25 protein-coding genes and 1 tRNA gene are annotated in these 25,652 nt (G+C 49.2%); 5 read left to right on the forward strand and 21 right to left on the reverse strand.

Going from position 1 to position 25,652, the window contains the following annotated elements; translation table 11 throughout:
• Position 1: 1 nt before the first annotated feature.
• The 3 genes from prfA to rpmE all read right to left on the reverse strand — a co-directional run bounded on the left by prfA (position 2) and on the right by rpmE (position 2,310).
• Complete coding sequence (prfA, locus tag ABFC84_05185) at positions 2-1,069, reverse strand: peptide chain release factor 1 (GenBank protein MEN6412148.1); 1,068 nt, start codon at positions 1,067-1,069, stop codon at positions 2-4.
• 80 nt (positions 1,070-1,149) lie between these two features.
• On the reverse strand, positions 1,150-1,977 hold the full coding sequence (locus ABFC84_05190) for a DUF1385 domain-containing protein (protein MEN6412149.1): 828 nt from the start codon (positions 1,975-1,977) through the stop codon (positions 1,150-1,152).
• A gap of 129 nt (positions 1,978-2,106) precedes the next feature.
• Entirely contained in the window at positions 2,107-2,310 is a 204-nt protein-coding gene (rpmE, locus tag ABFC84_05195) for a 50S ribosomal protein L31 (protein MEN6412150.1), read from the reverse strand.
• A 626-nt stretch (positions 2,311-2,936) separates the two neighbouring features.
• Here rpmE and ABFC84_05200 point away from each other — a divergent pair.
• From ABFC84_05200 to ilvB, 3 genes are read left to right on the forward strand one after another with little or no spacing between them, the layout of a single operon-like run.
• Positions 2,937-3,212 (forward strand): acetolactate synthase small subunit, encoded by a 276-nt coding sequence (locus tag ABFC84_05200; GenBank protein MEN6412151.1) that lies wholly within the window; start codon positions 2,937-2,939, stop codon positions 3,210-3,212.
• Positions 3,213-3,267: 55 nt separating this feature from the next.
• Positions 3,268-4,263 (forward strand): ketol-acid reductoisomerase, encoded by a 996-nt coding sequence (gene ilvC / locus ABFC84_05205; GenBank protein MEN6412152.1) that lies wholly within the window; start codon positions 3,268-3,270, stop codon positions 4,261-4,263.
• Between the two features lie 48 nt (positions 4,264-4,311).
• Complete coding sequence (ilvB, locus tag ABFC84_05210) at positions 4,312-5,973, forward strand: biosynthetic-type acetolactate synthase large subunit (GenBank protein MEN6412153.1); 1,662 nt, start codon at positions 4,312-4,314, stop codon at positions 5,971-5,973.
• On the opposite strand, the gene ABFC84_05215 is transcribed toward ilvB, so the two are convergent.
• From ABFC84_05215 to ABFC84_05285, 15 genes are all read right to left on the reverse strand, one after another.
• Positions 5,945-7,186 (reverse strand): radical SAM protein, encoded by a 1,242-nt coding sequence (locus ABFC84_05215; GenBank protein ID MEN6412154.1) that lies wholly within the window; start codon positions 7,184-7,186, stop codon positions 5,945-5,947. The genes ilvB and ABFC84_05215 overlap by 29 nt on opposite strands.
• Before the next feature lie 36 nt (positions 7,187-7,222).
• Positions 7,223-7,777, reverse strand: a complete 555-nt coding sequence (gene pth, locus ABFC84_05220; GenBank protein ID MEN6412155.1) for an aminoacyl-tRNA hydrolase — start codon at positions 7,775-7,777, stop codon at positions 7,223-7,225.
• A 2-nt stretch (positions 7,778-7,779) separates the two neighbouring features.
• Entirely contained in the window at positions 7,780-8,607 is an 828-nt protein-coding gene (locus tag ABFC84_05225) for a polysaccharide deacetylase family protein (GenBank protein ID MEN6412156.1), read from the reverse strand.
• Positions 8,608-8,612: 5 nt separating this feature from the next.
• Positions 8,613-9,248, reverse strand: a complete 636-nt coding sequence (locus ABFC84_05230) for a GNAT family N-acetyltransferase (GenBank protein MEN6412157.1) — start codon at positions 9,246-9,248, stop codon at positions 8,613-8,615.
• Between the two features lie 602 nt (positions 9,249-9,850).
• On the reverse strand, positions 9,851-10,801 hold the full coding sequence (locus ABFC84_05235; protein ID MEN6412158.1) for a ribose-phosphate pyrophosphokinase: 951 nt from the start codon (positions 10,799-10,801) through the stop codon (positions 9,851-9,853).
• A 46-nt stretch (positions 10,802-10,847) separates the two neighbouring features.
• Positions 10,848-12,215, reverse strand: coding sequence for a bifunctional UDP-N-acetylglucosamine diphosphorylase/glucosamine-1-phosphate N-acetyltransferase GlmU (gene glmU, locus ABFC84_05240; protein MEN6412159.1), 1,368 nt, complete (start codon positions 12,213-12,215; stop codon positions 10,848-10,850).
• Positions 12,216-12,276: 61 nt separating this feature from the next.
• Entirely contained in the window at positions 12,277-12,495 is a 219-nt protein-coding gene (locus ABFC84_05245; GenBank protein ID MEN6412160.1) for a hypothetical protein, read from the reverse strand.
• Positions 12,496-12,565: 70 nt separating this feature from the next.
• Complete coding sequence (gene ilvA, locus ABFC84_05250) at positions 12,566-13,777, reverse strand: threonine ammonia-lyase (GenBank protein ID MEN6412161.1); 1,212 nt, start codon at positions 13,775-13,777, stop codon at positions 12,566-12,568.
• 25 nt (positions 13,778-13,802) lie between these two features.
• Complete coding sequence (gene purR, locus ABFC84_05255) at positions 13,803-14,615, reverse strand: pur operon repressor (GenBank protein MEN6412162.1); 813 nt, start codon at positions 14,613-14,615, stop codon at positions 13,803-13,805.
• A gap of 208 nt (positions 14,616-14,823) precedes the next feature.
• Entirely contained in the window at positions 14,824-15,582 is a 759-nt protein-coding gene (locus ABFC84_05260; protein ID MEN6412163.1) for a nucleotidyltransferase family protein, read from the reverse strand.
• A 50-nt stretch (positions 15,583-15,632) separates the two neighbouring features.
• A complete protein-coding gene (locus ABFC84_05265) occupies positions 15,633-16,328 on the reverse strand; it encodes a GntR family transcriptional regulator (protein ID MEN6412164.1) in 696 nt (231 codons plus the stop codon).
• On the reverse strand, positions 16,303-17,181 hold the full coding sequence (gene ispE / locus ABFC84_05270; GenBank protein ID MEN6412165.1) for a 4-(cytidine 5'-diphospho)-2-C-methyl-D-erythritol kinase: 879 nt from the start codon (positions 17,179-17,181) through the stop codon (positions 16,303-16,305). Before ispE ends, ABFC84_05265 begins: the two co-directional genes overlap by 26 nt.
• 6 nt (positions 17,182-17,187) lie before the next feature.
• Entirely contained in the window at positions 17,188-17,661 is a 474-nt protein-coding gene (locus ABFC84_05275; protein ID MEN6412166.1) for a chemotaxis protein CheW, read from the reverse strand.
• A 115-nt stretch (positions 17,662-17,776) separates the two neighbouring features.
• Positions 17,777-20,434 carry a cyanophycin synthetase gene (gene cphA / locus ABFC84_05280; GenBank protein MEN6412167.1) on the reverse strand — a complete coding sequence of 886 codons (2,658 nt, stop codon included), beginning with the start codon at positions 20,432-20,434 and terminating at the stop codon, positions 17,777-17,779.
• A 91-nt stretch (positions 20,435-20,525) separates the two neighbouring features.
• A complete protein-coding gene (locus ABFC84_05285; GenBank protein ID MEN6412168.1) occupies positions 20,526-21,374 on the reverse strand; it encodes a cyanophycinase in 849 nt (282 codons plus the stop codon).
• Between the two features lie 177 nt (positions 21,375-21,551).
• On the opposite strand from ABFC84_05285, the gene ABFC84_05290 reads away from it, so the two are divergent.
• A complete protein-coding gene (locus tag ABFC84_05290) occupies positions 21,552-22,082 on the forward strand; it encodes a L,D-transpeptidase family protein (protein MEN6412169.1) in 531 nt (176 codons plus the stop codon).
• A gap of 125 nt (positions 22,083-22,207) precedes the next feature.
• On the opposite strand, the gene ABFC84_05295 is transcribed toward ABFC84_05290, so the two are convergent.
• Positions 22,208-22,284: transfer RNA gene (locus ABFC84_05295), tRNA-Arg, on the reverse strand.
• 273 nt (positions 22,285-22,557) lie between these two features.
• Between ABFC84_05295 and ABFC84_05300 the strand changes: the two genes are divergently transcribed.
• Positions 22,558-23,577 carry a tripartite tricarboxylate transporter substrate binding protein gene (locus ABFC84_05300; protein MEN6412170.1) on the forward strand — a complete coding sequence of 340 codons (1,020 nt, stop codon included), beginning with the start codon at positions 22,558-22,560 and terminating at the stop codon, positions 23,575-23,577.
• A 256-nt stretch (positions 23,578-23,833) separates the two neighbouring features.
• Here ABFC84_05300 and ABFC84_05305 read toward each other — a convergent pair whose 3' ends face one another.
• Entirely contained in the window at positions 23,834-24,283 is a 450-nt protein-coding gene (locus ABFC84_05305) for a hypothetical protein (GenBank protein MEN6412171.1), read from the reverse strand.
• A gap of 296 nt (positions 24,284-24,579) precedes the next feature.
• Entirely contained in the window at positions 24,580-25,002 is a 423-nt protein-coding gene (locus ABFC84_05310) for a hypothetical protein (protein MEN6412172.1), read from the reverse strand.
• Between the last annotated feature and the right edge of the window lie 650 nt (positions 25,003-25,652).

Genomic DNA, 25,652 nt, shown 5'->3' on the forward strand with positions numbered 1-25,652 from the left:
GTTATTCAACCTGTTTCAATTGCTCGCTCTGACCGGCTGTGACCAGCGCGTCAATTAATTCATCCAAATCGCCGTTTAACACAAAATCCAGTTTATGCAGTGTCAGCCCGATGCGGTGATCGGTAACCCGTCCCTGAGGAAAATTATAGGTACGAATCCGTTCACTGCGGTCGCCGGTGCCTACCTGGCTTTTCCGGTTTTCCGCCACTTCCGCATGCTGCTCGGCCTGAGCCAGCTCCAGCAGCCTGGCCCGCAGCACCCGCATGGCTTTATCCCGGTTTTTAAACTGAGATTTTTCATCCTGGCAGGTTACTACCACGCCGGTTGGCAGATGGGTGATGCGCACCGCCGACTCAGTCCGGTTGACATGCTGCCCGCCGGCACCGCTGGCACAATAGGTATCAATTTTTAAATCAACGGGGTTAATGTCCACTTCCACTTCTTCCGCTTCCGGCAGTACTGCCACCGTCACCGTGGACGTATGAATGCGGCCGCTGGATTCGGTAGTCGGCACCCGCTGTACCCGGTGTACGCCGCTTTCATATTTCAAACGGCTGTAAGCGCCTTCCCCCACAACGGCAAAAACGACTTCCTTAAACCCGCCTAAATCAGGGGCGTTGGCATCCAGTATTTCCGTCTTCCAGCCCCTGCTTTCCGCATAGCGGGTATACATGCGGAACAAATCACCGGCAAACAAAGCCGCTTCATCGCCGCCGGCGCCGCCGCGGATTTCCACAATAACACTTTTTTCATCATTGGGATCTTTCGGCAGCAGCAATACTGTCAGTTCTTCTTCCAGTTTGACATTTTGCTGCTTCAATTCGGTAAATTCAGCTTCTACCATAGCATGAAAGTCCTCATCCAGCTTCTCCTTCAGCATTTCCCGGGCATCTTCCAATCCCTGCCGGACTTTTTTATATTCCCGGAATTTAGTTACAATCGGACTCAGCTTGGCAAGAGCCTTGGTATGCTGCTGCCACTGGGGCATATCCGCCATCACCGACGGATCGCTGATCAGGGACTCCAGTTCACAATATCTATCTTCTAAGACCTGTAATTTGTCAAGCATGCCGTTCTCCTCTTGCACCCGCTGTTGCAGGCAGCTTTCGCTTCTTCACCTGCAACGGGCCTTCTAAAGTATTCCGCATCTTACAGTACCAGTTTATCATCAGTGGGACGAACCGCTTCCAGTGAGCGGATGGCCACTTCAAGCTGATCATCGCTGGGCTCTCTTGTCGTCAGCTTTTGCAGCCACAGACCGGGCAAAATTGCATAAGCTACCCACTTTTTTTCACTCCGACCGGCAAACCGGATCATTTCGTAGGCAATTCCGGCCACAAGCGGCATCAGGACAATGCGGGAAACAATTCGCAGCCATAAATCCGGCCAGCCGAGAAAGGCGAACACAAAAATACTGACCAACATAACAATCAGCAGAAAATTCGTGCCGCAACGGGGATGCAGTGTGCTGAAAGTCCGCACATGCTCCACATCCAGCGGAACTCCGGCTTCATAAGCATGAATGGTCTTATGCTCGGCGCCATGATACTCAAACACCCGCTGGATATCCTTCATCATCGATATCCCGCCGATATAAGCCAAAAAAATTGCCAGCCGGAGAATGCCTTCGAACAAATTCAACATCCGGGGGTCGGTAATGGAGCTATGAATATATTTTGCCGCATACGTCGGAATTATAACAAATAACACAATGGCCAATCCGAGGGCAAACAGCATCGTCAGGACAATTTCCTTGGCCGTCAGTTCTTCTCCTTCTTCCCCGGCAGCCTGAGCCGAAAAAGATAATGCCTTCAGGCCATAGATCAATGATTCTATCAAAGCCACAACGCCACGAATCATTGGCTGTTTCAGGATAGGATACCGGTCGGTGACGGAAGTAAGGGTATCTTTTTTTACGGTAATTTCGCCTGACGGTTCCCGCACGGCAGTAGCGATAAGTGATGGTCCGCGCATCATCACGCCCTCAATTACCGCTTGCCCGCCAATATTAATCCTTGATTTCACGGTATTCCCTCCCCGGCTGCAATAAAACCGGCAGCCTTATTTATTATAAATGAAGCAGAGCATCGCTGCTCTGCTAGCCGTTTAGCCTTCCTGGCCGTAACGCTTATTGAATTTCTCAATACGCCCGCCCGCAGCCGCATTACGCTGCTGGCCGGTGAAGAAGGGATGGCATTTGGAGCATACATCGACGCGCAGCTCTTTTTTTGTAGAACCAGTTACAAAAGTATTGCCGCACCCGCAAATAACCTTTGCTTCACCAAATTTAGGATGAATTTTTTCTTTCATGGATATTGCACCTCGCTTTGTACCCTTCAGCGGTGGGTTTTTTTAATATTATCTCATGCCGCAGGCATAATAGTATTCCACCTGGGTTTATACCAGACAATTATAGCATACCCCTTTCTGATGTGCAACCTTGTTTTGCTGAAACATACTTCTCAATTGTTAATGCCGTCTTAAAAAATATTACAAATTCTATTGACAAAAGAATTATTCCCTGTAATAATGTATACAATATATCATTTGTAATAGCCAATTGTGCAAAAGGAAGTCCAACAAGAATTCCTTTGTTTATTTTCATATCATGATTCTACTCAAAAAGTAATGACTGGGAGCGGAATAGATCAAGCAAACCGCAGCAGAGAGCCGGTGGTTGGTGCGAACCGGAGCGGTATGGTCTTTTCTAAATCACCCACGAACTCCTTTACGAAAGTATTTCGGCAAACAGAAGCTTTTTATCCCGCCGAATACCCTAGCTGAAGGCGTAAGCTCTACGTTACAGGAGCAGTCGGTGATGGCCGATGAAATGAGTAAAATGCAGGGTGGTACCGCGGAATTATCCGCCCCTGTTGCATGCTGACAGCATGCAGCAGGGGCGGATTTTTTAATTTAAAAGAAAGGAGGTCTCTGTTATGACACAGATACTTTCGATTTTGCTGCAGCACCAGGATGATTCTCTGGTAAGACTGACCGGGCTGATTTACCGGCGTGGCTATTGGGTAGAAAGCCTGTTAGCTGTTCCTGATGATAAGTTGGAATGCATCCGGGTAACAGCTGTCGTGTCCGGTCATAATAAGCGGTCTGGTCAACTGCTGCCTAACATCTTAAAACTGGTCGGCGTCATCCATGCCGATATCCGGCCGGATAAGAGCGCAATAGGAAGCTGTACCTGTTCAACGCTCAATTAAACCGGCAAAATCAAAAAAGCGAATTATAGTAGAAAAAGAAAGCGAGGAAATTTTTATGGCAAAATTATATTATGATCATGATGCAAATTGGGAGGTTATAAAAAACAAGCATGTCGCCGTACTCGGTTATGGCAGTCAAGGGCGGGCTCATGCTTTAAACCTTCAGGACAGCGGTATCAAAGTAACTGTAGGACTCTATGAAGGCAGTAAATCCTGGGCTAAGGCGGAAGGTGACGGGGTGAATGTAACCACAGTACGCGATGCGGTATCCCGGGCGGATATTGTCATGATGCTTTTACCTGACGAAAAGCAGGCTGCTGTTTACCGGCAGGAAGTCGCCCCGTACTTACAGAAAGGAGCCGCTTTAGCTTTTGCTCACGGCTTTAATATTCATTACGGCCAAATCCAGCCGACTGATGATGTTGATGTTTTTATGGTTGCTCCCAAGGGACCGGGGCATCTGGTACGGCGGACTTTTACCGAGGGCAAAGGTGTTCCCTGCCTGTTTGCGGTTTATCATGACAACACAGGTACGGCTAAGGAATTGGCGCTTGCTTATGCACGCGGTATCGGCGGCACCAGGGCAGGAGTTTTGGCGACGACATTTGCGGAAGAAACAGAGACCGATCTGTTTGGTGAGCAGGCAGTTCTCTGCGGCGGACTGACCGAACTGGTCTGTGCCGGTTTTGAAACGCTGACCCAAGCCGGCTATCAGCCGGAACTGGCTTACTTCGAATGTCTGCATGAAATGAAACTAATCGTGGATTTAATGTACGAGGGCGGAATGGCCGCAATGCGTCACTCCATCAGTGATACCGCCGAATTTGGCGATTATGTTGCGGGACAGCGGATTATTACCGAATCCACCCGAGCTGAAATGCGCCAGATATTAGCTGAAATCCAGGATGGCTCGTTCGCCAAGCAATGGATCTTGGAGAATCAGGCAAACCGACCGACTTTTAACGCCCTGCGCAGAAAAAAAGCGTCTCATCCCATTGAAAGCGTCGGTAAAAAGCTGCGGCCCATGATGTCCTGGTTAAAGAAAGACTAATGCTTGTTGGAGGATTATACGACCATGAAAGTTTCCGGCAGCAAAATTATGGAAAGGTGTTTATTGCGTCACGGTGTCAGCGTTATTTTTGGTTACCCGGGTGGAGCCATTATGCCTTTTTACGATGTTCTGTATGATTCTCCTATCCGCCATATATTGACTATACACGAACAAGGAGCCGTCCATGCCGCTGATGGTTATGCCCGCGCCTCGGGACAAGTAGGCGTATGCATAGCCACATCGGGACCGGGCGCAACCAATTTAGTTACCGGTTTGGCAACAGCTTTTCTTGATTCATCGCCGGTTGTTGCAATTACAGGCCAGGTAGCTACCGCCCTGCTCGGCAGTGATGCTTTTCAGGAAGTTGATATTATCAGTATTACTATGCCGGTTACTAAGCATAATTTCCTCGTTCGGGATATAAACAGCCTGCCCGGCATCATCGACCAGGCATTCATGCTTGCCGCCAGCGGCCGGCCGGGGCCGGTGCTGATTGATGTGCCAAGAGATGTGCTGACCGGTACGGCGGAGTATTATGCTGCGCGGCAAAAAGCGGCTTGGAATACAGTGCCGGCCTACGCCAATAAAACCGCCATTAAAGCGGCTGCGGCAGCTTTAGCCAAAGCCAGACAGCCTGTCATGCTTATCGGCGGCGGAGTAAAAACAGGCAATGCCTGCGCCGAGGTGTTAGACTTCGTTCGTTCTACCCGTATTCCCGTTGTAAGTACGCTTATGGGATTGGATGCTTTTCCTGCCGGTCAGCCTTATTTTCTTGGGCTGACCGGCATGCACGGACATAAGGCCGCCAATCTGGCCGTGCATCATGCCGATGTCGTTCTGGCGGTTGGAACCCGCTTCAGCGATAGAATAACCGGCGATATCAACCAATATTCCCAGGGAAAAACGATCATCCATTGCGATGTTGATCCGGCCGAATGCGGCAAGAATATCAGCACCGATATAACAGTTGTCGGCGGATTGAAGTATTCTTTGCTTCAGCTAACTAAAATACTGCAGCCGAATCCCTGGAGCGACATCCATAATTGGTGGCAAAAGATCGAAATGTGGCGGCAAAATTTTCTGCCCGTTTATGACGACAAAACATTAAATCCCCCCTGGATTATGAATTACCTGTCCGAAGCAGCCGCAGACTTTCCTGTCACTTGGGTTACGGATGTGGGCCAGCATCAAATGTGGGCGGCACAATACCTGAAAATCAGCAGCCCGCGTTCCTGGATCACTGCGGGGGGATTGGGAACAATGGGATTTGGGCTGCCGGCGGCATTAGGAGCGCAGGCAGCCACTCCCGACAAACGTGTCATTTTAATCGCCGGAGATGGCGGATTTAAGATGACGGGTATGGAATTGCATACAGCGGTAGATGAAGGACTGCCGGTTATCTGCGTCATATTTAACAATAAATCCCTGGGAATGGTACACCAGTGGCAGCATTTGTTCTTCAACCATCGTTACATGTCTACCGAATTGTCTGATTTTGATTTTACCGGTTTTGCGACTGTTAACGGCGCGGCCGCCTTTAGCGCGAAAACGCCGCGTCAATTCAAAAAATCGTTTCAAGCCGCTCTTGCTGCAAACAAACCGGCGGTGATTGTGGCAGATATTGAACCCGATTTGCTTGTAAGCCCGATGGTGTCTCCCGGTCAACCGATTAACCGCTTCGTTAATGATTCTTGCCCAAATAGCGGCTGAAACTGCCGACTGCCAAAGCAGGAAAACGCGCCGACAACCGCCGCAAAAAAGCTTTAACTCCCAATGGCGGCTGTTTGGCAGGGGGCATAATCGCTAAAAATTCATCCGGGTCAATGTTTAAATTCCGCAGTTGAATCATATCCACGCTGGTTTCCCCAATCAATTCTTCCCAGGCCGCCAGTTCTTCCGGCCGGTCATTCAGTCCGGGGAAAGACAGCATATTGAAGGAGACATACACGCCGCGAGACTTGGCATAAGCTATAGAAGCCTTTACATCCGCCAATTCATAGCTGCAGCGATAATACGCCTGATACGTTTCCGGTATGCCGCTGATGATACTGACCCGCATACTGTCCAGCCCGGCATCCACAATGGACCGGATTCCCTCGGTAAATCCGGCGTTAGTATTGATATTGATAATGCCCTTCTCGGTAGCCCGGCGGATTTGCCGCACGCCGGCGGCAATTTCCCCGGCGGCAAGAGAAGGTTCCCCCTCGCAGCCCTGGCCAAAGCTAATAATTGCTTCCGGAGCCGAGGCTAGATGATAAATTCCTACTGCAGCAATTTCTTCCGCTGTAGGTCTAAAGTCAATCCGGTTCTGGGGAGAAGGGCAGCACTGTGCCGGCTGCAGGGAAATACAGCCAAAGCAGTTGGCATTGCAAACCGGCGATGTGGGAATGCCGGCTTCCCACCGATGGTAAAACAAATTCTGCGCCGTGCAACAGTGCCATTTGAGCGAACAGCCGGCCAACTGCGCCACAATCCGGTTGCCGGACAGTTCTTTTTCCACTGATGCAACTTTTTTTTTCAGATTCCGGGTATTGTAATGATAAGGATGCCATTTGTCATTGTCGTCGCTTTTTACTGCAGCCACATACAGCTGATCGTTATACAAGGCAACTGCGGCATATCCGTATAAAGGCAATATCGGCGCCTTTTGTTCGCGGACAAAAGCTGGCAGGAATGTCCGGGTATAGCCCACCGGCAAAATAGCCGCCGCCGCCAAAACCTTCCCCTTCACCGGTAAAATCCGGCCATTCTCAGCGCCAAGCGCCTGGCGGCCGGGCAAAAACATCAAATCGGCGCCTTCCGGCAGAGGAATCATATCCGCCGGGTTCAGCAAGACATTTTCCCGCCCGATACGGCCAACGGCCTGAACTCCCGGTGCATCAAATATTTCTCCCTCACTATCCGCATATAATGCTGTCAACACCGCTTACCCACTCCATTTACCGGTTCGGCCGGCTCATTATTGATTGAATATGTTCATGGTCTTGACCATGCCCTTGTTGATAATGGACTCTGCCGCCGCCGCCGCCCGGCTGAGGGCAGCTTCCATAAGGGGCGCCTCTTCCGCCGTAAACCGGCTGAGCACATAATTCACAACTTCCCAGCCTGCCGGCGGGCGGCCGATGCCTACCCGGATCCGGGAAAAATTGTCTTGCCCCAAATGAACCAGCAAGGATTCAATGCCTTTGTGTCCGCCGGACCCGCCTTTTGTCCGCAGCCGCAGCCGGCCGACCGGTAAATCCATATCGTCGCAAATCGCAATAATATCTTCTGCCGGTATCTTGTGCCAGCGAGCCAACGCCCCCACCGCGGTACCGCTTAAATTCATAAAAGTCTGAGGCTTAACCAGTAAAATCGGTTCACCGCCGCTACGATATTCCGTCACCAGGGCGTCCTGTTTACTGCGCCAGCCGGCAGCCTCCCACCGTCCGGCCAATTCATCCATAACCATAAACCCCACATTGTGGCGGGTCCCGCTGTATTCCTGTCCGGGATTCCCCAGACCCACTATCATTTTCACTTGTGTCCGTCCTCCGGTTTAGCTAAAATTTCATTTACTGTTACAAAAGTATACCCCTGAGCCCGCAGCTGCTGAATAATCCGCCGCGTTGCCTCAACCGACTGGGCCCGGGATGCGGCCTGCGCCACACCGTCGCCGTCGTGCAGCAAAATCACCGAACCGTTCTGCACTTTGCCGACCGTCCGCTCCACAATGGCCTCTACCCCGGGGTTGGTCCAGTCCCGACTCATCACCGACCACTCTACCACCGTCAGTCCCCGCTTGTTCATGGCTTCCATCACCACGGGATCCCGGAAGCCATGTGGCGGACGCACAAACTTAGGCGGCTGCCCGGTAATATTCGCAATCACCTGACTTGTACGGTCAATTTCAGCAGCAATTACACTGCTATCGGCTTTCAGCAAATCAACATGATGATAGGAATGATTGCCCACCTGATGGCCCTCCCTGACAATACGGGCTACCAATTCCGGATGTTTTTCCGCATTTTGACCGATAACAAAAAAAGTCGCCGGCACCTGATATTCTTTTAATATATCCAATATCTGATCCGTATAGGGAGGATAAGGACCATCGTCAAAAGTCAGAGCCAACTCTTTCCGGCTGGTCGGGATTTCGGAAAACGCCATACCATAGAAGTGATTGTTTGGCAGCACTGCGCTCAGCGTCAACCCCAGACCGGCCACAATGCCCAGCAGTGCCAGCCACATGCCCAATCTGTGAGGGCGCCGGAGAAGCCGGAAATAATCCAGCAGCAAACCGGCCACAACCAGGATGGTTATGAGTCCCAGCATGCTGATCAGCCGCATATTACCATCTATCATAAACTTTACTCCATTTCCTTAAACATAATCAGCCACTCGCCCTGAGAATCCGCCGTCCGGCCGCCGGGATAAAATCCCATTTTTTGATACACCCGGACAGCCGGCAGATTGTCCGGCCTTACTTCCAGCCTGATCCGTTTGGCCTGCTGTGCTGTAAAATATTCCACTGCCGCTTCCATGAGCCGGGACGCGATTCCCCGGCCCCGGCAATCTTCCGCCACCGCAATCGACAGTATACGGGCATTCACTGCGGCCGCCGGCCGCAGCGAAGACCGAAGAAAAGCCAGCTTATTCATCATAATAATCTTCACCGGGTGCAGCCCGAAGCCATAGCGGCCGGTCAGCCAGCGCCAGGCCCACTTTAGTATATGCCCCCCCAGCACAGCCCGCACCCACAAATGGGACAGTCCGGTAGGCGCAAAACAGTAACCAACGATCCGCCCATTCTCACCATTCCGGGCAACCAGCGCCGCCGCCGGCTCCGCTGACCACACCAGGGAGAAAACATCCTCCATGGCCTGGGGCTTGGGCAGCCGCCCGCAATGATGCAGGACACTTTCGATAAAACTCTCGGTAAACAACGCGGCAATCGCCGGTATATCAGCCGGCAGGGCCCGATTGATAATCACTGAGCCGGTCATATTCTCACCTGCCTCACTGCGATTATATCATAATTCCCGATCTAAAAAAATGGCTGCCGGTGGAAGAAGGCAAACCCTTTACATGGATTCATACCACAAGACTGCCACTTCTATACGTGGTAGCTTCGCTTCTGACTCCAGGTGGAATAAGAATCTCCACCTGGAGCTTCGCTGTTCAGCTTTAGCTAAACGAGCTCATTCGCTTCTAACGAATCTTAGGCGAGAAGCGAAATAAACGTCCCCTTGCTCCTAAATGTTCATTCTAAACTGTAATTCACTAAAATATCTGATTATATCCTCGTTAATAAAGTGACTGCTGCTATGCTCCATTACTTTTCCTCCTTTGAGCTTTTACAGCTATTTGTAATGTTTATCCATCCTGCAATACAAAAAGCCCAACCCAATAACCAACCTTCCTGTCTTACTGCAATTATATCGTAATGTCGGCCCTAAAAAAATGGCCGCCGGCAGAAGCCAACAGCCATTTTATTAAGATACATCGTTTGAGGTTTCGATCTTAGAAAGAATAATTTATACGTAATTAGAATCTTTTTTCTAAGTGCTAAGTGCCGAGAAGACGCGCTAGCGGCTTTTCTTATCTTTTAATCAAACAGCTTGCTTACGGAAAGCTCGCCGAAAATCCGGATAATGGCTTCCCCAAAAATAGGCGCTACGGACAGGATTTTAATCTTCCCATCCTGTTTCTCCGGCGGTACCGGAATGGTATTGGTTACAATCAGTTCTTTAATGTTGGAATCTTTGACACGCTGTACCGCCGGATCGCTGAGCACGGCGTGGGTACAGCAGGCATAAACCTCTTTGGCGCCAAGACGTTCCAGGGCCCGGGCTCCCTCAGTCAGAGAACCGGCGGTGTCGATGATATCATCGACAATGACTGCATTCTTGCCTTCCACACTGCCGATCAGATTCATAACTTCCGCCACACCGGGCATGGGGCGGCGTTTTTCAATAATGGCAATCGGAGCATGGAGGCGGTCGGCCAACTGCCGTGCCCTGGTAACACCGCCCAAATCGGGAGAAACGACAATCATATCCTCTAATTTTTTGGAAGCAATGTAATCAGCTAAAATGGGAACACCGGGAAGATGATCCACCGGAATATCAAAGAAACCCTGAATCTGGCCGGCGTGAAGATCCATAGTAACCACCCGGGTTACCCCGGCAGTAGTCAGCAGATTGGCCATCAGTTTGGCGGAAATCGGCTCCCGTCCGCGGGTTTTCCGGTCCTGACGGGCATAGGCATAGTAAGGCACTACAGCCGTAATATGCTTGGCCGAAGCCCGTTTCATGGCATCGACCATGATTAAGAGTTCCATCACACTGTCATTAACGGGATAACAGGTAGGCTGAATAATAAAAACTTCTTTGCCGCGGACGCTTTCGTCAATAATCACCTGGGTTTCACCGTTATTGAAATGTCCTACCATGGCGCTGCCCAACGTAACTCCCAGATGCGCGGCAATTTCCTCAGCCAAGGCCGGATTGGAATTTCCGGTAAACAATCGCAACTTCTTCGTCTCTGCTAAACTCATGAATTATCTTGCCTCCAACACATTTTGTTTCATTTTTTCTTAAAAGTCAGGATTTTCGCTTGCCTACCCAGCCTTCAATGTTTACCTGACGGGCCCGGGCCACGCCCAGACCCACCGACGGCACATTTTTCGTAATGGTTGAACCGGCACCTATATAAGCGCCTTTACCAACCGTAACCGGAGCTACTAAGTTGCTGTTGCAGCCAATAAACGCCTCATCCTCAATCGTTGTCCGGTGTTTCGTTTTGCCGTCATAATTAACGGTAATGGTGCCGGAACCGATATTGACCCTGGCTCCCATATCGGTATCGCCGATATAGCTGAGATGCGGAATCTTGCTGTTTTTGCCCACCTGAGAATTTTTCACCTCAACAAAATTGCCCACCTTGACGCCTTCCGACAATACGGTATCCGGGCGCAGGTGGACATAAGGACCCACTGTCACATGATTTTCCACCCGGCAGTCATGGGCATAGGTGAACTGCAGCGTTACTTCGTCGCCAATTTTAGTATTCTGAATCCGGGTGCCGGGACCGATGCTGCAACCCCGGCCGATAGTGGTTGCGCCTTCCAGCCAGGTAAAAGGATAAATCACCGTATCCGGTTCAATCGTCACTTCAGCATCAATAAAAGTGCTGTCCGGGTCCATAATCGTAACACCGTTTTCCATAACTTCATTCAATTTGCGGCGCCGCAGAATTTTCTCTGCTGCCGCCAGCTGCAGCCGGGAATTGATTCCCAGCGTCTGCTGATAATCCTCAGCAACTACCGCCCCTACCTTGGCCTTTTGCCCGGTAAGGATGCCAATTACATCGGTCAGATAATATTCACCCTGCTGATTGGCGCAGTTAATAGCGGCCAATGCTTCGAATAACGCTTCCCGGTCAAAGCAGTATATCCCGGTATTGACTTCATTAACCGCTAATTCCGCCGGATTCGCATCCTTCTGTTCCACAATCTTGAGCACCCGGCCGCTGTCGTCGCGAATAACCCGGCCATAGCCTGCCGGATCCGGCATACGGGCCGTCAGCACAGTAGCCGCCGCTCCGGCAGCCTGATGCGCAGCATACAATTCAGCCAGAGTTTTCCCTTCCAGCAGAGGCGTATCGCCACACAAAACCATGACAGTGCCATTAAAATCTGTCAGCAATCTTTCGGCCTGCCGCACTGCATGACCGGTACCAAGCTGCTGCTCCTGAACCACAAATTCCGCCTGAGTTCCAATCACTTCTTCCACCTGATCGGCGCCAAAACCAACGACTACGATATTTCTGGATGATCCCGCCTGATTCGCGGCATCCAGGACCTGCTGCACCATTGGTTTCCCGCCGACAGTATGAAGCACCTTCGGTAATGCTGACTTCATACGAGTACCTTTGCCTGCCGCCAGAATTACCGTCAGCAAATCTGACATTACCGTTCCCCCATTTCCTAAAAGCGTTTCCCCGCAAAAAATCATCTTGGCATAGGCCAAGTTAAATCATATTGGAAAATGACAGAGTAAAACATAATTTCTTTCGACAGTATAAGCTAAATTCCTGCATTAAAAAGAAAACAGTAAATTCAAACAGTTTTGGTACTTGACTCATAGCACTAAATTCTGTCATTGCGAGCGCCAGCGAAGCAATCTCCCGGCCGCATTCGCCTATCCAGCGTGAAATCGCCACGGCTAACGCCTCGTGATGACAGCTCATAGCTCATAGCTCATAGCTCATAGCTCATAGCTCATAGCTCATAGCTCATAGCTCATAGCTCATAGCCATTTTAGATTACTTTCGCGTTGCAGCCATCCTGTCGGAGGCTGTTTAATATTTGTTCCGTATGCATGGCATCCCTGGTTTCAAGGCTAATCTCCACGAGTGCCTGCCCAATCGGCACATTTTGTTCCACCCGGTCATGATAGACGCTGATGACATTGGCCTGCAACTGAGCAATTACATTCAGCAGATGCTGCAGTACCCCGGGACGGTCGTGAATCATTGCCGAAAGCTTGATCCGTCGGCCGGCTTTCACCAGCCCCCGCTCAATAATCCGGGAGATAAAGTTTACATCAATATTCCCGCCGGAAATCACCCCGGCTACCTTGCCTGCCCCGGGAATTTTATGCTGAAGAATGGCAGCCAGACTAACCGCTCCGGCGCCCTCCACCACTAGCTTCGCCCGTTCCAATAACAGGAGAATCGTCCCGGCAATAGCCTCATCATCCACAACAACGATGTCGTCCACATATTTATCAATAATTCCAAAGGTTAAATTTCCAGGCGTTCTTACGGCAATACCGTCCGCTATCGTCGCCGCCTCCGGTGTTGTACGAATCTCGCGGGCCCGCTTCGACATATACATCGCCGGCGCTCCCTGTGCCTGCACTCCGTAAATTTTCACATGAGGTGATGTCTCCTTTACTGCCATGGCGATTCCGGCGATAAGGCCACCGCCGCCCACAGGCACAACAATTGAAGACACATCCTGCAGGGATTCCAAAATTTCCAAACCGACCGTACCCTGTCCGGCAATCACCGCCGGATCATTAAAAGCATGAATAAAGGTTTGTCCGGTCTGCTCCTGCAGTTCCTGGGCCTGTTGAAACGCATCGTCGTATACCAGCCCTTTTAACACAACTTCTGCCCCATAACCCCGGGTAGCCATGCTTTTGGCCAGCGGCGCCACTTCCGGCATAACGATGGTAGCCCTGGCACCAGCCATTCCGGCGGCAAAAGCCACGCCCTGAGCGTGATTGCCGGCCGATGCCGCAATAACTCCTTTCGCCTTTTCCCTGTCCGTTAAGGTACGTATTTTATTATAAGCGCCCCGAATTTTAAAGGAGCCGGTCTTTTGCAAATTCTCTAATTTTAAGTAAACATCACAGCCGGCCATGTTACTGAAAGTACGGCTTCGATCCAATGGCGTATGGTGAACGACCCCCCGCAGTGCAGCATATGCCTGTTCAATATCTGCCAAACCTATATTTTTCTCCATCGCGATGCCCTCCTTAGTTTCACTGTTACAGCGCCGCCGGCCGTATATCGGTCTTCTTAGTATGCTGATCCACGCCGTATAAAATAAGCAGGGCCAGATAATCTTCCACTAATTTTTCTTCCGGATCGGCCGTGGCTACCAGCACGCCGGTACCCACCACCTCAGCCTCCACTTCCCGGGCCAAATCCACCATTCCCTGAGCGGTGCCGCCGGCTTTCATGAAATCATCAATAACAAGCACCTTGGACCCGGCGGAAATCGCCCTTCTGGGCAGCGACATCGTCTGAATCCGCTTCGATGAGCCGCTGACGTAATTGATACTGACCGACGGTCCCTCCGTTACCTTCCCGCCCCGGCGCACCACTACCAGCGGCAGATCAAAAGCCCGGGCTGTCACCAATGCCAAAGGAATCCCTTTTGTCTCAATCGTCATGATATAATCCGGCGACAAATGGGAAAACTTGCTCATAAAGATTTCGCCAATGGGTACCATCAGATTGGCTGTAAACAATAAATCCGTCATATAAATATAGCCGCCGGGAATAATCCGCTCCGGTTTCTCCAGTTGAAAAGCCAAATCAGACAGCAACCGGTCAGCCGCTTCTTTGCCTCGATACGGCAGAAAGCGCACGCCGCCGGAAGCGCCGGATACCGTTTCCAGCGTTCCTAACCCAAATTGCTGCAACGATTGTTTTATCGTCACCAAATCCTCGCTTACTGTGGATTTAGCTGCACCGAACACCTCGCTGAAATGGCCCAGCGAAAAGAGGCGTCCCGGCATATCGGTCAGCAGTTTGGTCAACGCCGCAATCCGCTCAACTCTCCGTACTTTATTCATTTCCCAGCCCCCATTGTCTGTCTATTACCGAATGTTTTTCTGTCTCAATGCATTTTTATTCAGTTTCTCTGTCTAGTTAGCAATTCCTGCTGCGGCGAAAATTATTCTGAAAAAAAGCTGTGCGGCTGTTGGCTCACAGCAACATATGAAAAACAACAATGCAGCCTTAAGGCTGCATTGTTGTTTTTCATATGTTGCTACAAGTGAATTATGCCTGAGCTAAAAAGACCGACCGAACCAATTCCAAGTCACTGGGTTTATCAACATCAATGCCCAACTCTGGGTATTCGGAATGAATAACCGCACCGGAAATCTTCAACAGGGCAGTTACCCGTTCTTTTACCGCCGTCAGGCTCAAACACCCCAGTAAAAACCGGAAGACAAAACTCCAGCCTAAAATACAGGCTAATTTAACGGGATTTTTCCGGTTAGCGATAATCCGTTCGGCAACGGCCACACAACGGGGTACAATGGCCGGATCCACCAAAAAAATATTGCCGCCGGTATACGTTCCCTCATTCAACCGAACGTAGGTCCGCTTATTCCCCGGATAATGTTTTTCATTCACATCACGGGTGACAATAGGATAATATAGATCAGCCTCTATTTTGCTGCATTGCAGCAGAAAATCCTCAATTGCTTCCGGAGTTAACAAAGGAATATCGGCGGTTGTCACCAAAACTTTATGCTGATGGTTCAAGGCTTTCATACCGATTTTTATAGTCTCAATAATCGTTTGCCCGCCTTCCACAAGCACTGCCTCCGCAGGAAAATCACAGTTCGTTAGTTCCTTGATCGGACCAACAACAAAGATCCTATTTACATGAGGACTGTCGGACAAAGCCCGAGCGACGAAAGACACCATCGGTTTACCGGCAATTTCTATCATCGCCTCATACGGCTGAGGTGAAAACTTGCTTAACGATTTACTATTTTCGCCGCCGGCCAGTATAATGGCATCATACATATACTGCGACCCTCCCATTTGGATTGCTGCTTGTCAAGCGAATGCCAATGTTACTTTCCATCCACTTTCTGCCTGCGCTCATTCATATCCAGCAACAGCGTCTGCTCCGAATTTTCCATATGCTCCGTAGCCAATTGCTGGGCAAGTTCAACATCCCGGGCCGCAATAGCCTCCACCAGCCGGCCATGCTCCTCCAGTGTGTTCTTCAGCCGTCCCGGATAAGACATGGACATAGAACGGAAGCGGGTTAACTGCTCCCGCAGATTGTTAATAATACCTACCAGCCTGTCGTTGCGACTGGCCTGATAAAGGATATCATGAAACTGACTGTCGGCTTCCACTATTTTATCCATATCGCCTTGTTCAATATATTCGCCAATCTGGACTAACAGCCGTTCCATTTGCTCCAGTTCTTCATCGGTAATGCGTTCCGCCGCCAGACCGGCTGCCAGCACATCCAGGGAAGTACGCACCTCAAATACTTCATTGACATCTTTGATGGAAAGATCAGCCACATAAGTACCGCGCCGCGGTATCATAATCACAAAGCCTTCCAGTTCCAGTTTGCGAATTGCCTCCCGCACCGGTGTACGGCTAACCCCCAATTCTTCCGCCAGCTGAATCTCCATCAAACGCTCGCCGGGTTTCAACACTCCATTGACAATTGCTTCCCGCAGTGTCTCGCAGACTACTTCTCTAAGAGGTTGATAGCTATCCAGTCTAATCGGCAGCAATCGACGTTCCATTTGCTCCACCTACCTTTGAAACTAGTATTACAGCATCACTTTGCTTCTTTAGTTTTTCTGCAACCGCTTTTGCCCGGCAGCAGTCCGGTGTTAAACCGAAAACCGTCGGGCCGCTGCCTGACATAAGGCAACCCCGCACACCCAATTCCTGCAGCTGCCGTTTCAGTTCGCCGATCTCCGGATGAACCGGTATAGTTACACTCTCCAGCACATTACACAGACCGGCGGTTATTCCCTTTAAATCACCGCGCTCCAAACAAGCCAGCATGGCCGGAATATCAGGATGCTTTTCCACTGCACCGGCCCGATAGTGCTGATAGGCCCAGACAGTGGAGACCTGTATCCGTGGTTTGGCCAATATCGCCCAGCAAGACGGCAGTAGGGGCAGCCTGCTTAATTTCTCGCCCCGGCCCGTTGCCAGCATCGTCCCGCCCCGAACACAAAAAGGCACATCCGCTCCCAGCACAGCCCCCAGATCGGCCAGCTGCTCAACCGTCATTCCCAGCTGCCAACGATGGTTCAAACCGATGAGAGTCCCGGCGGCATCGGCACTGCCGCCGGCTAAACCGGCAGCCAAGGGAATCCGTTTTTTCAACTCAATATGTACACCCTGCTTGACAAAAAATCGTTCTTGCAGCAAAGATGCCGCCCGATAAGCCAGATTAGTCTGATCGCAGGCCAGTTCCTGTTCATCGGAACTGACGGAAATGCCGGCTGACTGCTCAGAAAAATACAGCGTATCCGCCAAATCAATAGTCTGCATAATCATGGCGACTTCGTGATAGCCATCATCACGCTTCCCCAGTATATCAAGAGCCAGATTTATTTTCCCGTATGCGTTTACTGTCAGCACTATTCATCAACCATTCACTTGTTTTAAAGCGATTTCTTCTTCTGTAGTCAGGATCTTGTCGATCTCCAGCAGGATCAGCAGCCTGCCATCCAGTTTGCCAACACCTTGAATATAACGGGCATCCAGGACAAAGGACGGCGGTGGCGGTTCGATGCTGTCGGCACGCAGCCGCACCACTTCGTTCACCGAATCCACAATAACTCCCACCGTTTGCCCGTTCACTTCCACAATGATAATCCTCGTATCATCCGTATGCTCGGCAACTGCTAGCTGAAACCGTTTTCGAAGATCAACAACCGGTATGATCCGTCCCCGGAGATTAATAATTCCTTCCATAAAAGAAGCGGTTTGAGGCAGCTTGGTTATGGGAACCAGACGGTTAATTTCCTGCACCGTAGTAATGGGTAGCCCATATTCTTCTTTGGCTAATTGGAAAATTACCAATTGCAGTTCCTGTTGGCTCTTCACTTCATTTTCCATTCGGCAATACCTCCGCATCGAAGCTATATTGTTTCCCGGCAAAAAAGGATAAAATACCTGAAGATAATATATTCGATATTATAACGGTGTTTGCCTGCATTTGCCAACAATATTTTTACAGTATTTTTGCTTCGGCAGCGATTACCGTCTCATATTCAGCCTTAGACTCAGCAGAATCCAAGATTAGCTGTTCGCGAAATTCTTGAATCGCCGCCATAACGACGTCATATTTCTCGTAAAAAACAACAATCAAATCACTAGGTTTGGCATTCGTCAACGCACGGGTCACTGCTGCCTTTTCCGGCAAAACGGTAACGATCCGATCAACCGGAAAGCCGGCGTCCAAAATTCCCCGGCGCAATAGTTCTGCCGTTTCCCCCGGTTTACGGCCCCGCAAATCTTCGTCTTCTTTAATGTAAATAAAATCAAAACCACTGCCGGCAATCCGCCCGATGTTCAGGGTAACATCATCCCGACGATCGCCCGGTGCGGCAACCACACCCACCAGCCGGGCCGCATCCAGGCGGTGCATGGTGCTGATGAGTGCCTGATAACCGGCCGGATTGTGTCCGTAATCCACGCATACCCGGAAATCGCCTAAAGTTAACAGATTCAGCCGTCCCGGATTTTGAGCAAAGCTGGACAATCCCTGACGGATATAGGAAAGGGGTATTTTAGAACAATAACAGGCCGCCGCCGCAATCACCGCGTTCTGGAGATTATGGATCGCAATACCGCCTAATGTCGCCGGAATTTCATTGACCGGTAAAACGGTCCTGGCCAAACCGCCGCAGGCAGCGTATATCATACCCTCTTTCACAAAAAAGCCTTTTCCCCCTGTCCCCAAATGACGGCGAACAACGACATTAGACGGTTCCACACTAAAGTACACAACTTCCGCCCGGATTCTGGGCGCCATTGCCGCAACGCAGGGATCATCCGCATTCAGCAGAGCATACCCGCCCGGCCGGACGGTTTCCGGCACCAAGGATTTAATATACGCCAGGTCGTCCAGCGTTTCAATGCCATCCTGCCCTAAATGATCTTCCGTAATGTTGGTAACAATCCCCACATCACACCGGTCAAAAGCCAGGCCGCCGCGGATGATGCCGCCCCGGGCCGTTTCCAGAACAGCTACATCCACTTGGGAATCGGTCAGCACGATTCTGGCACTGCCGGGCCCGGTTGTATCACCGGAAAGAATACAGCGATCATTGATATAAATACCGTCGGTGGTAGTCATGCCAACATTATAGCCGGCCTGCCGCCAAACGTGACCGATCATCCGGGTAACGGTTGTCTTGCCATTGGTTCCGGTAATCGCCAGCACCGGAATGCGCCCCGTCTCGTCTTCCGGAAATAAAGAATCAACAATACAAGCCCCCACATCCCGCGGCTTGCCGGCTGAGGGATAGTGATGCATCCGGATACCGGGAGCGGCATTGACTTCAATTACCGCTCCGTTCCCCCGGCCGATAGGCTGGGTAATATTCCTGGCCACCAGATCAATCCCGGCCACATCAAGTCCGATGAGCTGAGCCGCCCATTCGGCCAGCCGGCTATTGGCCGGATGCACAATGTCGGTTACATCCACCGCCGTACCGCCGGTACTGAGGTTGGCGTTGTCCCGGATGCGCACAACTTGTCCGGCCGGTGGAACTGCCTGGGGCGAAAGCTGTTGTTTCGCCAGTACTGCAATGGCCACATTGTCAAGTTTAATTTTGCTCAGTTTTTTGCCATGGCCTTCTCCCCGGCCGGGATCACAATTTGTAATCTCAACCAGTTCGGCTACACTGTGCTTTCCGTCGCCTGCCACATAAGCCGGAATCCGCTCGGCGGCAGCCACCATTTTACCATTGACCACACAAAGCCGATATTGCAGTCCGGGAATGTATTCTTCGACCAGAACCTGAGAATCAAACCGGCTGGCATCCTGAAAAGCCCGCTCTGTCTCCGCCGCTCCGGTAACGCCGATCGTCACACCTTTGCCCTGATTGCCGCCGAGGGGTTTTATCACTGCCGGACAGTTTAACCGTTTAACCGCCGCCACCGCATCCACAGCATTGGTCACAACCGTACCAAACGGCACAATGATCCCGCCTTGTTCCAACACTCTTTTTGTCAGCTGCTTATCGCCGGCCAAATCAGTGGCCAAAGCGCTGGTACGACTGGTCAATGTCGCCCATACCCGCTGACAGTGCCGGCCATACCCCAAAATCAGCAAACTTTCATTCTCCAGCCGGTTCACCGGAATGTCCCGGGCCAAAGCGGCCTGATAAATGGCTTCTGTACTGGGCCCCAGCTTATCCTGATCACCGGCCTGTACTATCCTGGCGACTCCGGCCGCAACATCAAAGGACTGGTGCTGCAAAATCGCCGTTAATAACCGGCAAGATTCATAAACAGCCTGCCGGGCCAATGCCGCCGAACGATAGGCAACCACTACCTGGTAAAGTCCGGGACGGCCGTCCTGCCGCGTTTTACCAAAGTTAATCTCATCCCCGGCCATGCATTGCAGTTCAAGGACCGTATGCTCAAAAATATGTGCCAGATACGTTCCTTCCTTAAGCCGCAGCACAAAACCTCCCGGACAGCCGCAGGAGCAGTGATGTTCCTGCAAACCGGGCAGCAACGCCAATAATTTCTCGCTAAAGCCCTCGATCTCGGAACTGGATACATCATCATACCGTCCAATATCCAGTTTTGCCCGCAGTACCGGGCTAAAGCTGTAAATATTAGGCCCTTCCAGCGTCCGTACCGACAAAATTTCCATTAATAAGCCTCCTTGACTCTATCGCATGATTAGTAAATATATTTCTTGAACCGCAGAGAACGCGGCCAACACAGAAAAAACGGGTTCCGTATTAATAGTTTTGTTCAGGCTCCGCCTGTTCTTCCCGTTTTCCGGTAATCGTAAACGGTATGCGCCGGGAAATATCATAGCCGTAACCTGACGGCAGCACATGCAGACTCATATTGGTTATCGCCAGAGGATCTTGTCGTTTTGACTCAAATATATTGGAGTGAATAATGTTTTTGCCATCCAGAATGGTTACCGTCTGAGAACCAATCACCTGACACTTGCCTCCCGCTTCCACAACCAGCGCCGTATCTTCATCAATGCCGATCCCCAGAATATGAGGATTTTGTGCCACCGCAGCCAGCAGCCGGTTAATCCGTCCCCGCTGGGCGAAATGCTGATCAATGACAACTTCCGCCAATAATCCCATTCCATGGGCCATGCTCAAAGTCAATTTTTTCGGTGTATCGCTGGAGTCGCCGCCAACGATCATGGTATCACTCATTACCGACGCTCCGGCACTTGTTCCGGCAATTACCGTTCCCCGGGAAAAAGCCCGCCGGAGTGCGGCATCCACGCCTGAGCCACCCAAAATACTGGTCAGCCGTAATTGGTCGCCGCCGGTAATAAAAATACCGGTAGCATTGTCAATTTCACGAATTTGATGACGGTCATTGGCCGACTCCCGATTGGTAATATACAAAACCGGAGCATTATCAGCACCCATTTGAGTAAATAAATTCCGGTATTCATCGCCAACTTCCCGGGGCAGTTCGGTAGCCGTTGTCAATACGGCGATCCGTGCCTGCCGGCCGCCGGCTATCTCCATGAACTTGCGGAGGATCAGACAGTCTCCCTGCTTGTCCTCGTTCCCGCCGATAATGACCAGATTTCCTGCTCTCGTTTTCTCCATGTCTTCCTCCCTCAGAGAATATGAAAAGCTTATACGCCTAGCTTTACCAGATATTGCATATCTTTATACATTTTTTCCGTCCGTCTGCTTCTAGCAAAAAGTGGCGGGAAAAACACCAAACCAGTACTATCACCATATAATGATTATGCTAAAAGAACATTATAGGAGGTCGACGCTATGAAGATCCGCAAGCTTTATTTGGATCACCCTTTATCCCAAATAAATTTCAGCGAAGATAAAAAACACCCCTTAGTTCCCAGACTGCAGCAGTTATTAAAAAACCGCGGTCTGTATAAAGGAGTGCTGCAGGTTGAATATGATGCCGAAACCCGGGAGGCGGTAGCTTTGTTTCAGGAATCCGCCGGCTTGCCGGCTACCGGCATCGCCGATCCTCTTACCTACTGTCACCTGCTGGATTCCCCTGTCAGCGAAATCCCGGTCTTAAAAAGCGCGGAGCGGGCTGACTTTTCCCTGCCCCGCGGCAATATCCTGATTGCCAAAGCTCAACGCCGGCTCACCCTGTTCGACGGCAACAATCCGGTCCATCAGTATCCGGTCGGCATTGGCAAGCCGGCAACCCCTACCCCTTCCGGCAACTATGCCATTGCCAATAAAATTTTAAACCCCGGCGGTATGCTGGGCACCCGCTGGATGGGTCTTAACTACGATACCTATGGCATTCATGGCACTAGAACGCCGTGTAAATAAAAGCATGACAAATAAGTTGCCTACATTATTTATATGCTACTGAAGCAAAGTATACCCCCGCCCGGCACACGCCAGGCGGGGAATAAACAAAAAGCCACCCCGCAGAGGGCGGCCATTAATTGCGTTGGCATCCCCAGCAGGATTCGAACCTGCGACACATGGCTTCGAAGGCCACTGCTCTATCCATCTGAGCTATGAGGACGCAATCTACTTTATTATGACATGAGTTGATTATACGCTCCATCCCATTTACAACCAAGAAGAATTATGTCCCAACACATAAAACCCCCGGCAACAAATCTACTTCTCCGCCTATAAAATCTACTGACTTGCATAGTATAGCAATCACCCCTGATAACATATTTTTGGCAATAAATTTATCTTCGGTGTTATACGTAAAAATTTGTACTTTTTTACATATAATTGCAGGAATTTCCTGTAAAATGTAGTATATTGGAAATCAGGAGGTGGTTATATGCGGAAAAACCATTTATTTTTGTTAGTAGCCTGTTTGATGACGATTTCCACATTGATTGGAGGTTGCAGCGGTATACAAAATAAGGCGGTAAATAGCGCCAATAAGTATCCTGAAAAGCCAATTACTATTATTGTTCCTTTTAGTGTTGGTGGTGGACAAGATCTAGCAGCTAGAACTATCGAAAAAGATGCATCTAAATACCTTGGGCAATCCCTGATAATTGTCAACAAACCCGGTGGTGCAGGTATAAACGGTTGGAACGAACTGGCAGCATCTAGACCTGATGGCTATACTATAGGAATGACCGGTGCTGAATTAATTACATTACCTATATATGGCACGACAAAGTATAATTATATATCTGCGTTACAGCCCCTAGCGCAAATTACAAGTTCTTCTTGGATAGTAGTCATTCAATCAAAGCAACCATGGAAAAGTATAGGCGAATTAGTTACTTATGCCAAAGAACACCCGGGTGAATTAAAATTTAGTCATGGTGGGATCGGATCTTTCCCTCATTTAATTGGTGAAATGATTAATAAAGAATCCGGTATTGACCTCGAACAAGTTCCATTTCAAAGTTCTGGTGAAGCATTGACAGCATTACTTGGAGGACACGTCCAGGTTGCTATTGTTAATCCTTCTGTGGTAAAGGCGCATATTGACAATGGCACTATAAGAGCATTAGCTGTAACAGGTAAATATCGGCTTGATGATCCATGTCTTGCCGATATACCAACATTAATGGAACAAGATTTTAATATTGAATTTGAAAATTGGTTTGGACTAGCAGCACCCAAGGATATACCGCCAGAAGCAAAAGCTAAACTTGCCGAAGGGCTAAAAAAAATGACTGAGGATGAAGAATTTAAACAACATGTTAAAAACATGGGATTACAAGTTGAGTATTTAGATCCTCAAAAAGTAGAAATGAAATGGATAAATGAAAAACAAGAATTATCTAAAATCATACACGAAGACGGCATTCTAGACTTAATCAGGGCCCAAAAAAAATAAGCTTTGATAATCCCCTTATCCTTCTGGGTATGGGGATTATTTATTTTCGCAGTAAGTAAAATACCCGGCAGCATTGTGCCGGGATAAAGTATCAAATCTATGTAAACAGAGCAGCTAAGCCACTCTGAATATTATGGCTTAATTGTAGCCGCTAATTTTTAGAATTAAATTAGAACCGTCTACCCCAGCCAACGGCAAGAATAGAAAAAAGCCACTATCATTCATAAAGATACAGTGGCTTTAGTATTTACGTTATTTAATGTTCTCCGCCAAGAATGACACCAACAATTACGCCGGCTAAGAAACTATCAAATCCGTCATCACCATTGTCATGATGCCAACGATACCAGTCTTTCCATTCATGCGCATGTCTTTCTTGCCAATCCCGATCGCCATCATGTTCGTGCCATTCACGATCGTGCTCCCTCCATTCCCGATCATGATCTCTCCATTGTTTGTCGTGATCATTATGCCATTGCTGGTCATGATCATCATGTCTGGTTTGGTCGCGATCATCATGTCCGGTTTGGTCACGATCATCATGTCTGGTTTGGTCACGATCATCATGTCTGGTTTGGTCGCGATCATCATTTGATTGATGATGCTCATCCCTATCTCTATCATTGGGCGAAGCATTTACTAATCCTAGCCCACTGAAAGAAGATATAAATATCGCTAGTATTAAAGCAGTCAGCTTCTTTTTCACTTTACCATTCCTCCAATCTACTAATTACTATTTTATTATAGTATATGATTGTTACGGCTTTGTCACAACTGGTAAAAAATAAAGCCCCGTTATGGAGCTTATCAATAATGATTTTCCGCAGGTGGTTACTGGAAAAAAGAATGGATGATAAAAGTAAAACTAACCCCCTACCCCAGCCATCGGCCAGGAGAGGGGATAATTGTAAAAAGACTTTCTGGGGACAAAACAGGATAATCGTATAAACCAAACCCGCCCGGCACACGCCAGGCGGGGGATTAACATTAGACTCAAACATTTTAATTCAAGAACATCGCTAACACATCTATCTCAATTTGACGAACGGCATCTTCATGTCTCTGATTTTCTAGCCACGCCCTATCATTCCACTCCTGCCACGACTCATCTTCGCGCCTTTGCAACTCTCGTTCATGCCGCTCCATTTCTAGCTCATTCCGATATTGCCGTTCATTGTCTTGCCGAAGATAACGCTCATGCCTTTCGTTTTCCTGGCGCTGGCGTTCGTGCCAATCCCGCTCATTCTCATTTCCATGTCGCCGCATCTCCCGCTCATGCCGCTGATTTTCCTGAAACTGCTGATCATTATGTTGCTGCTGCCAATCGTCTCTTGGCGAAGCTTGTGATACGGTTGCGCTAAATCCGAATTGCATAACACCCGCCAACAGTGAGTAAGTGATTATTTTCTTTGCTATATTTTTCATAAAATTAGCCCCTCCATTATGTATAATCAATTATCTATTCATTGATTATCTAAAGTTTATAATAGAAGTATGACAAAATTATGACTGAGTAGTCAGTTTTTATAATGAAAAAGCCCGTCCCCATCACGGCAACGAGACTTATTTTTCTATAAACCATCGTCCCAATTCATCAATAAGCTACGGATAATATACCACAAACATGATATATTAAGTTGTAACGGAGGTGACTTAATAATTGTGCGAAGTTATAATCTAAACTCACAAGACATAGAAACTATGCTTCAAGAAAAATACGGTAATAAAATTGAACCCGTCAATCGATTAAAGCTTGAACAACTTAAACGGCAACAGCAGCAAAGAAAAAATGCTTCATCATAAAAAAATCCCGGCAGAATTACGCCACCGGGATAAAGTATCAAATCTATAAATAGAGTATTTAAGTCACTTGTTATGCCTACTATTTATAATAGCCGCTAATTTTTAGACATAAATTACAAATTGTTATTTTTTCTCTTTAAGCAATATTCCCTTTTTCTTTCACCTATGGCCTGTCTAATTTCTTCATATATTATTGGAGCAATACTGGTAAGTATATTGTCAGCCATGATATTTAATGTTTTATAATCGGCTTCAGGCCAATATGATTTTAG

The sequence above is a fragment of the Veillonellales bacterium genome (assembly GCA_039680175.1).
Taxonomy (GTDB): Bacteria; Bacillota; Negativicutes; order JAAYSF01; family JAAYSF01; genus JBDKTO01.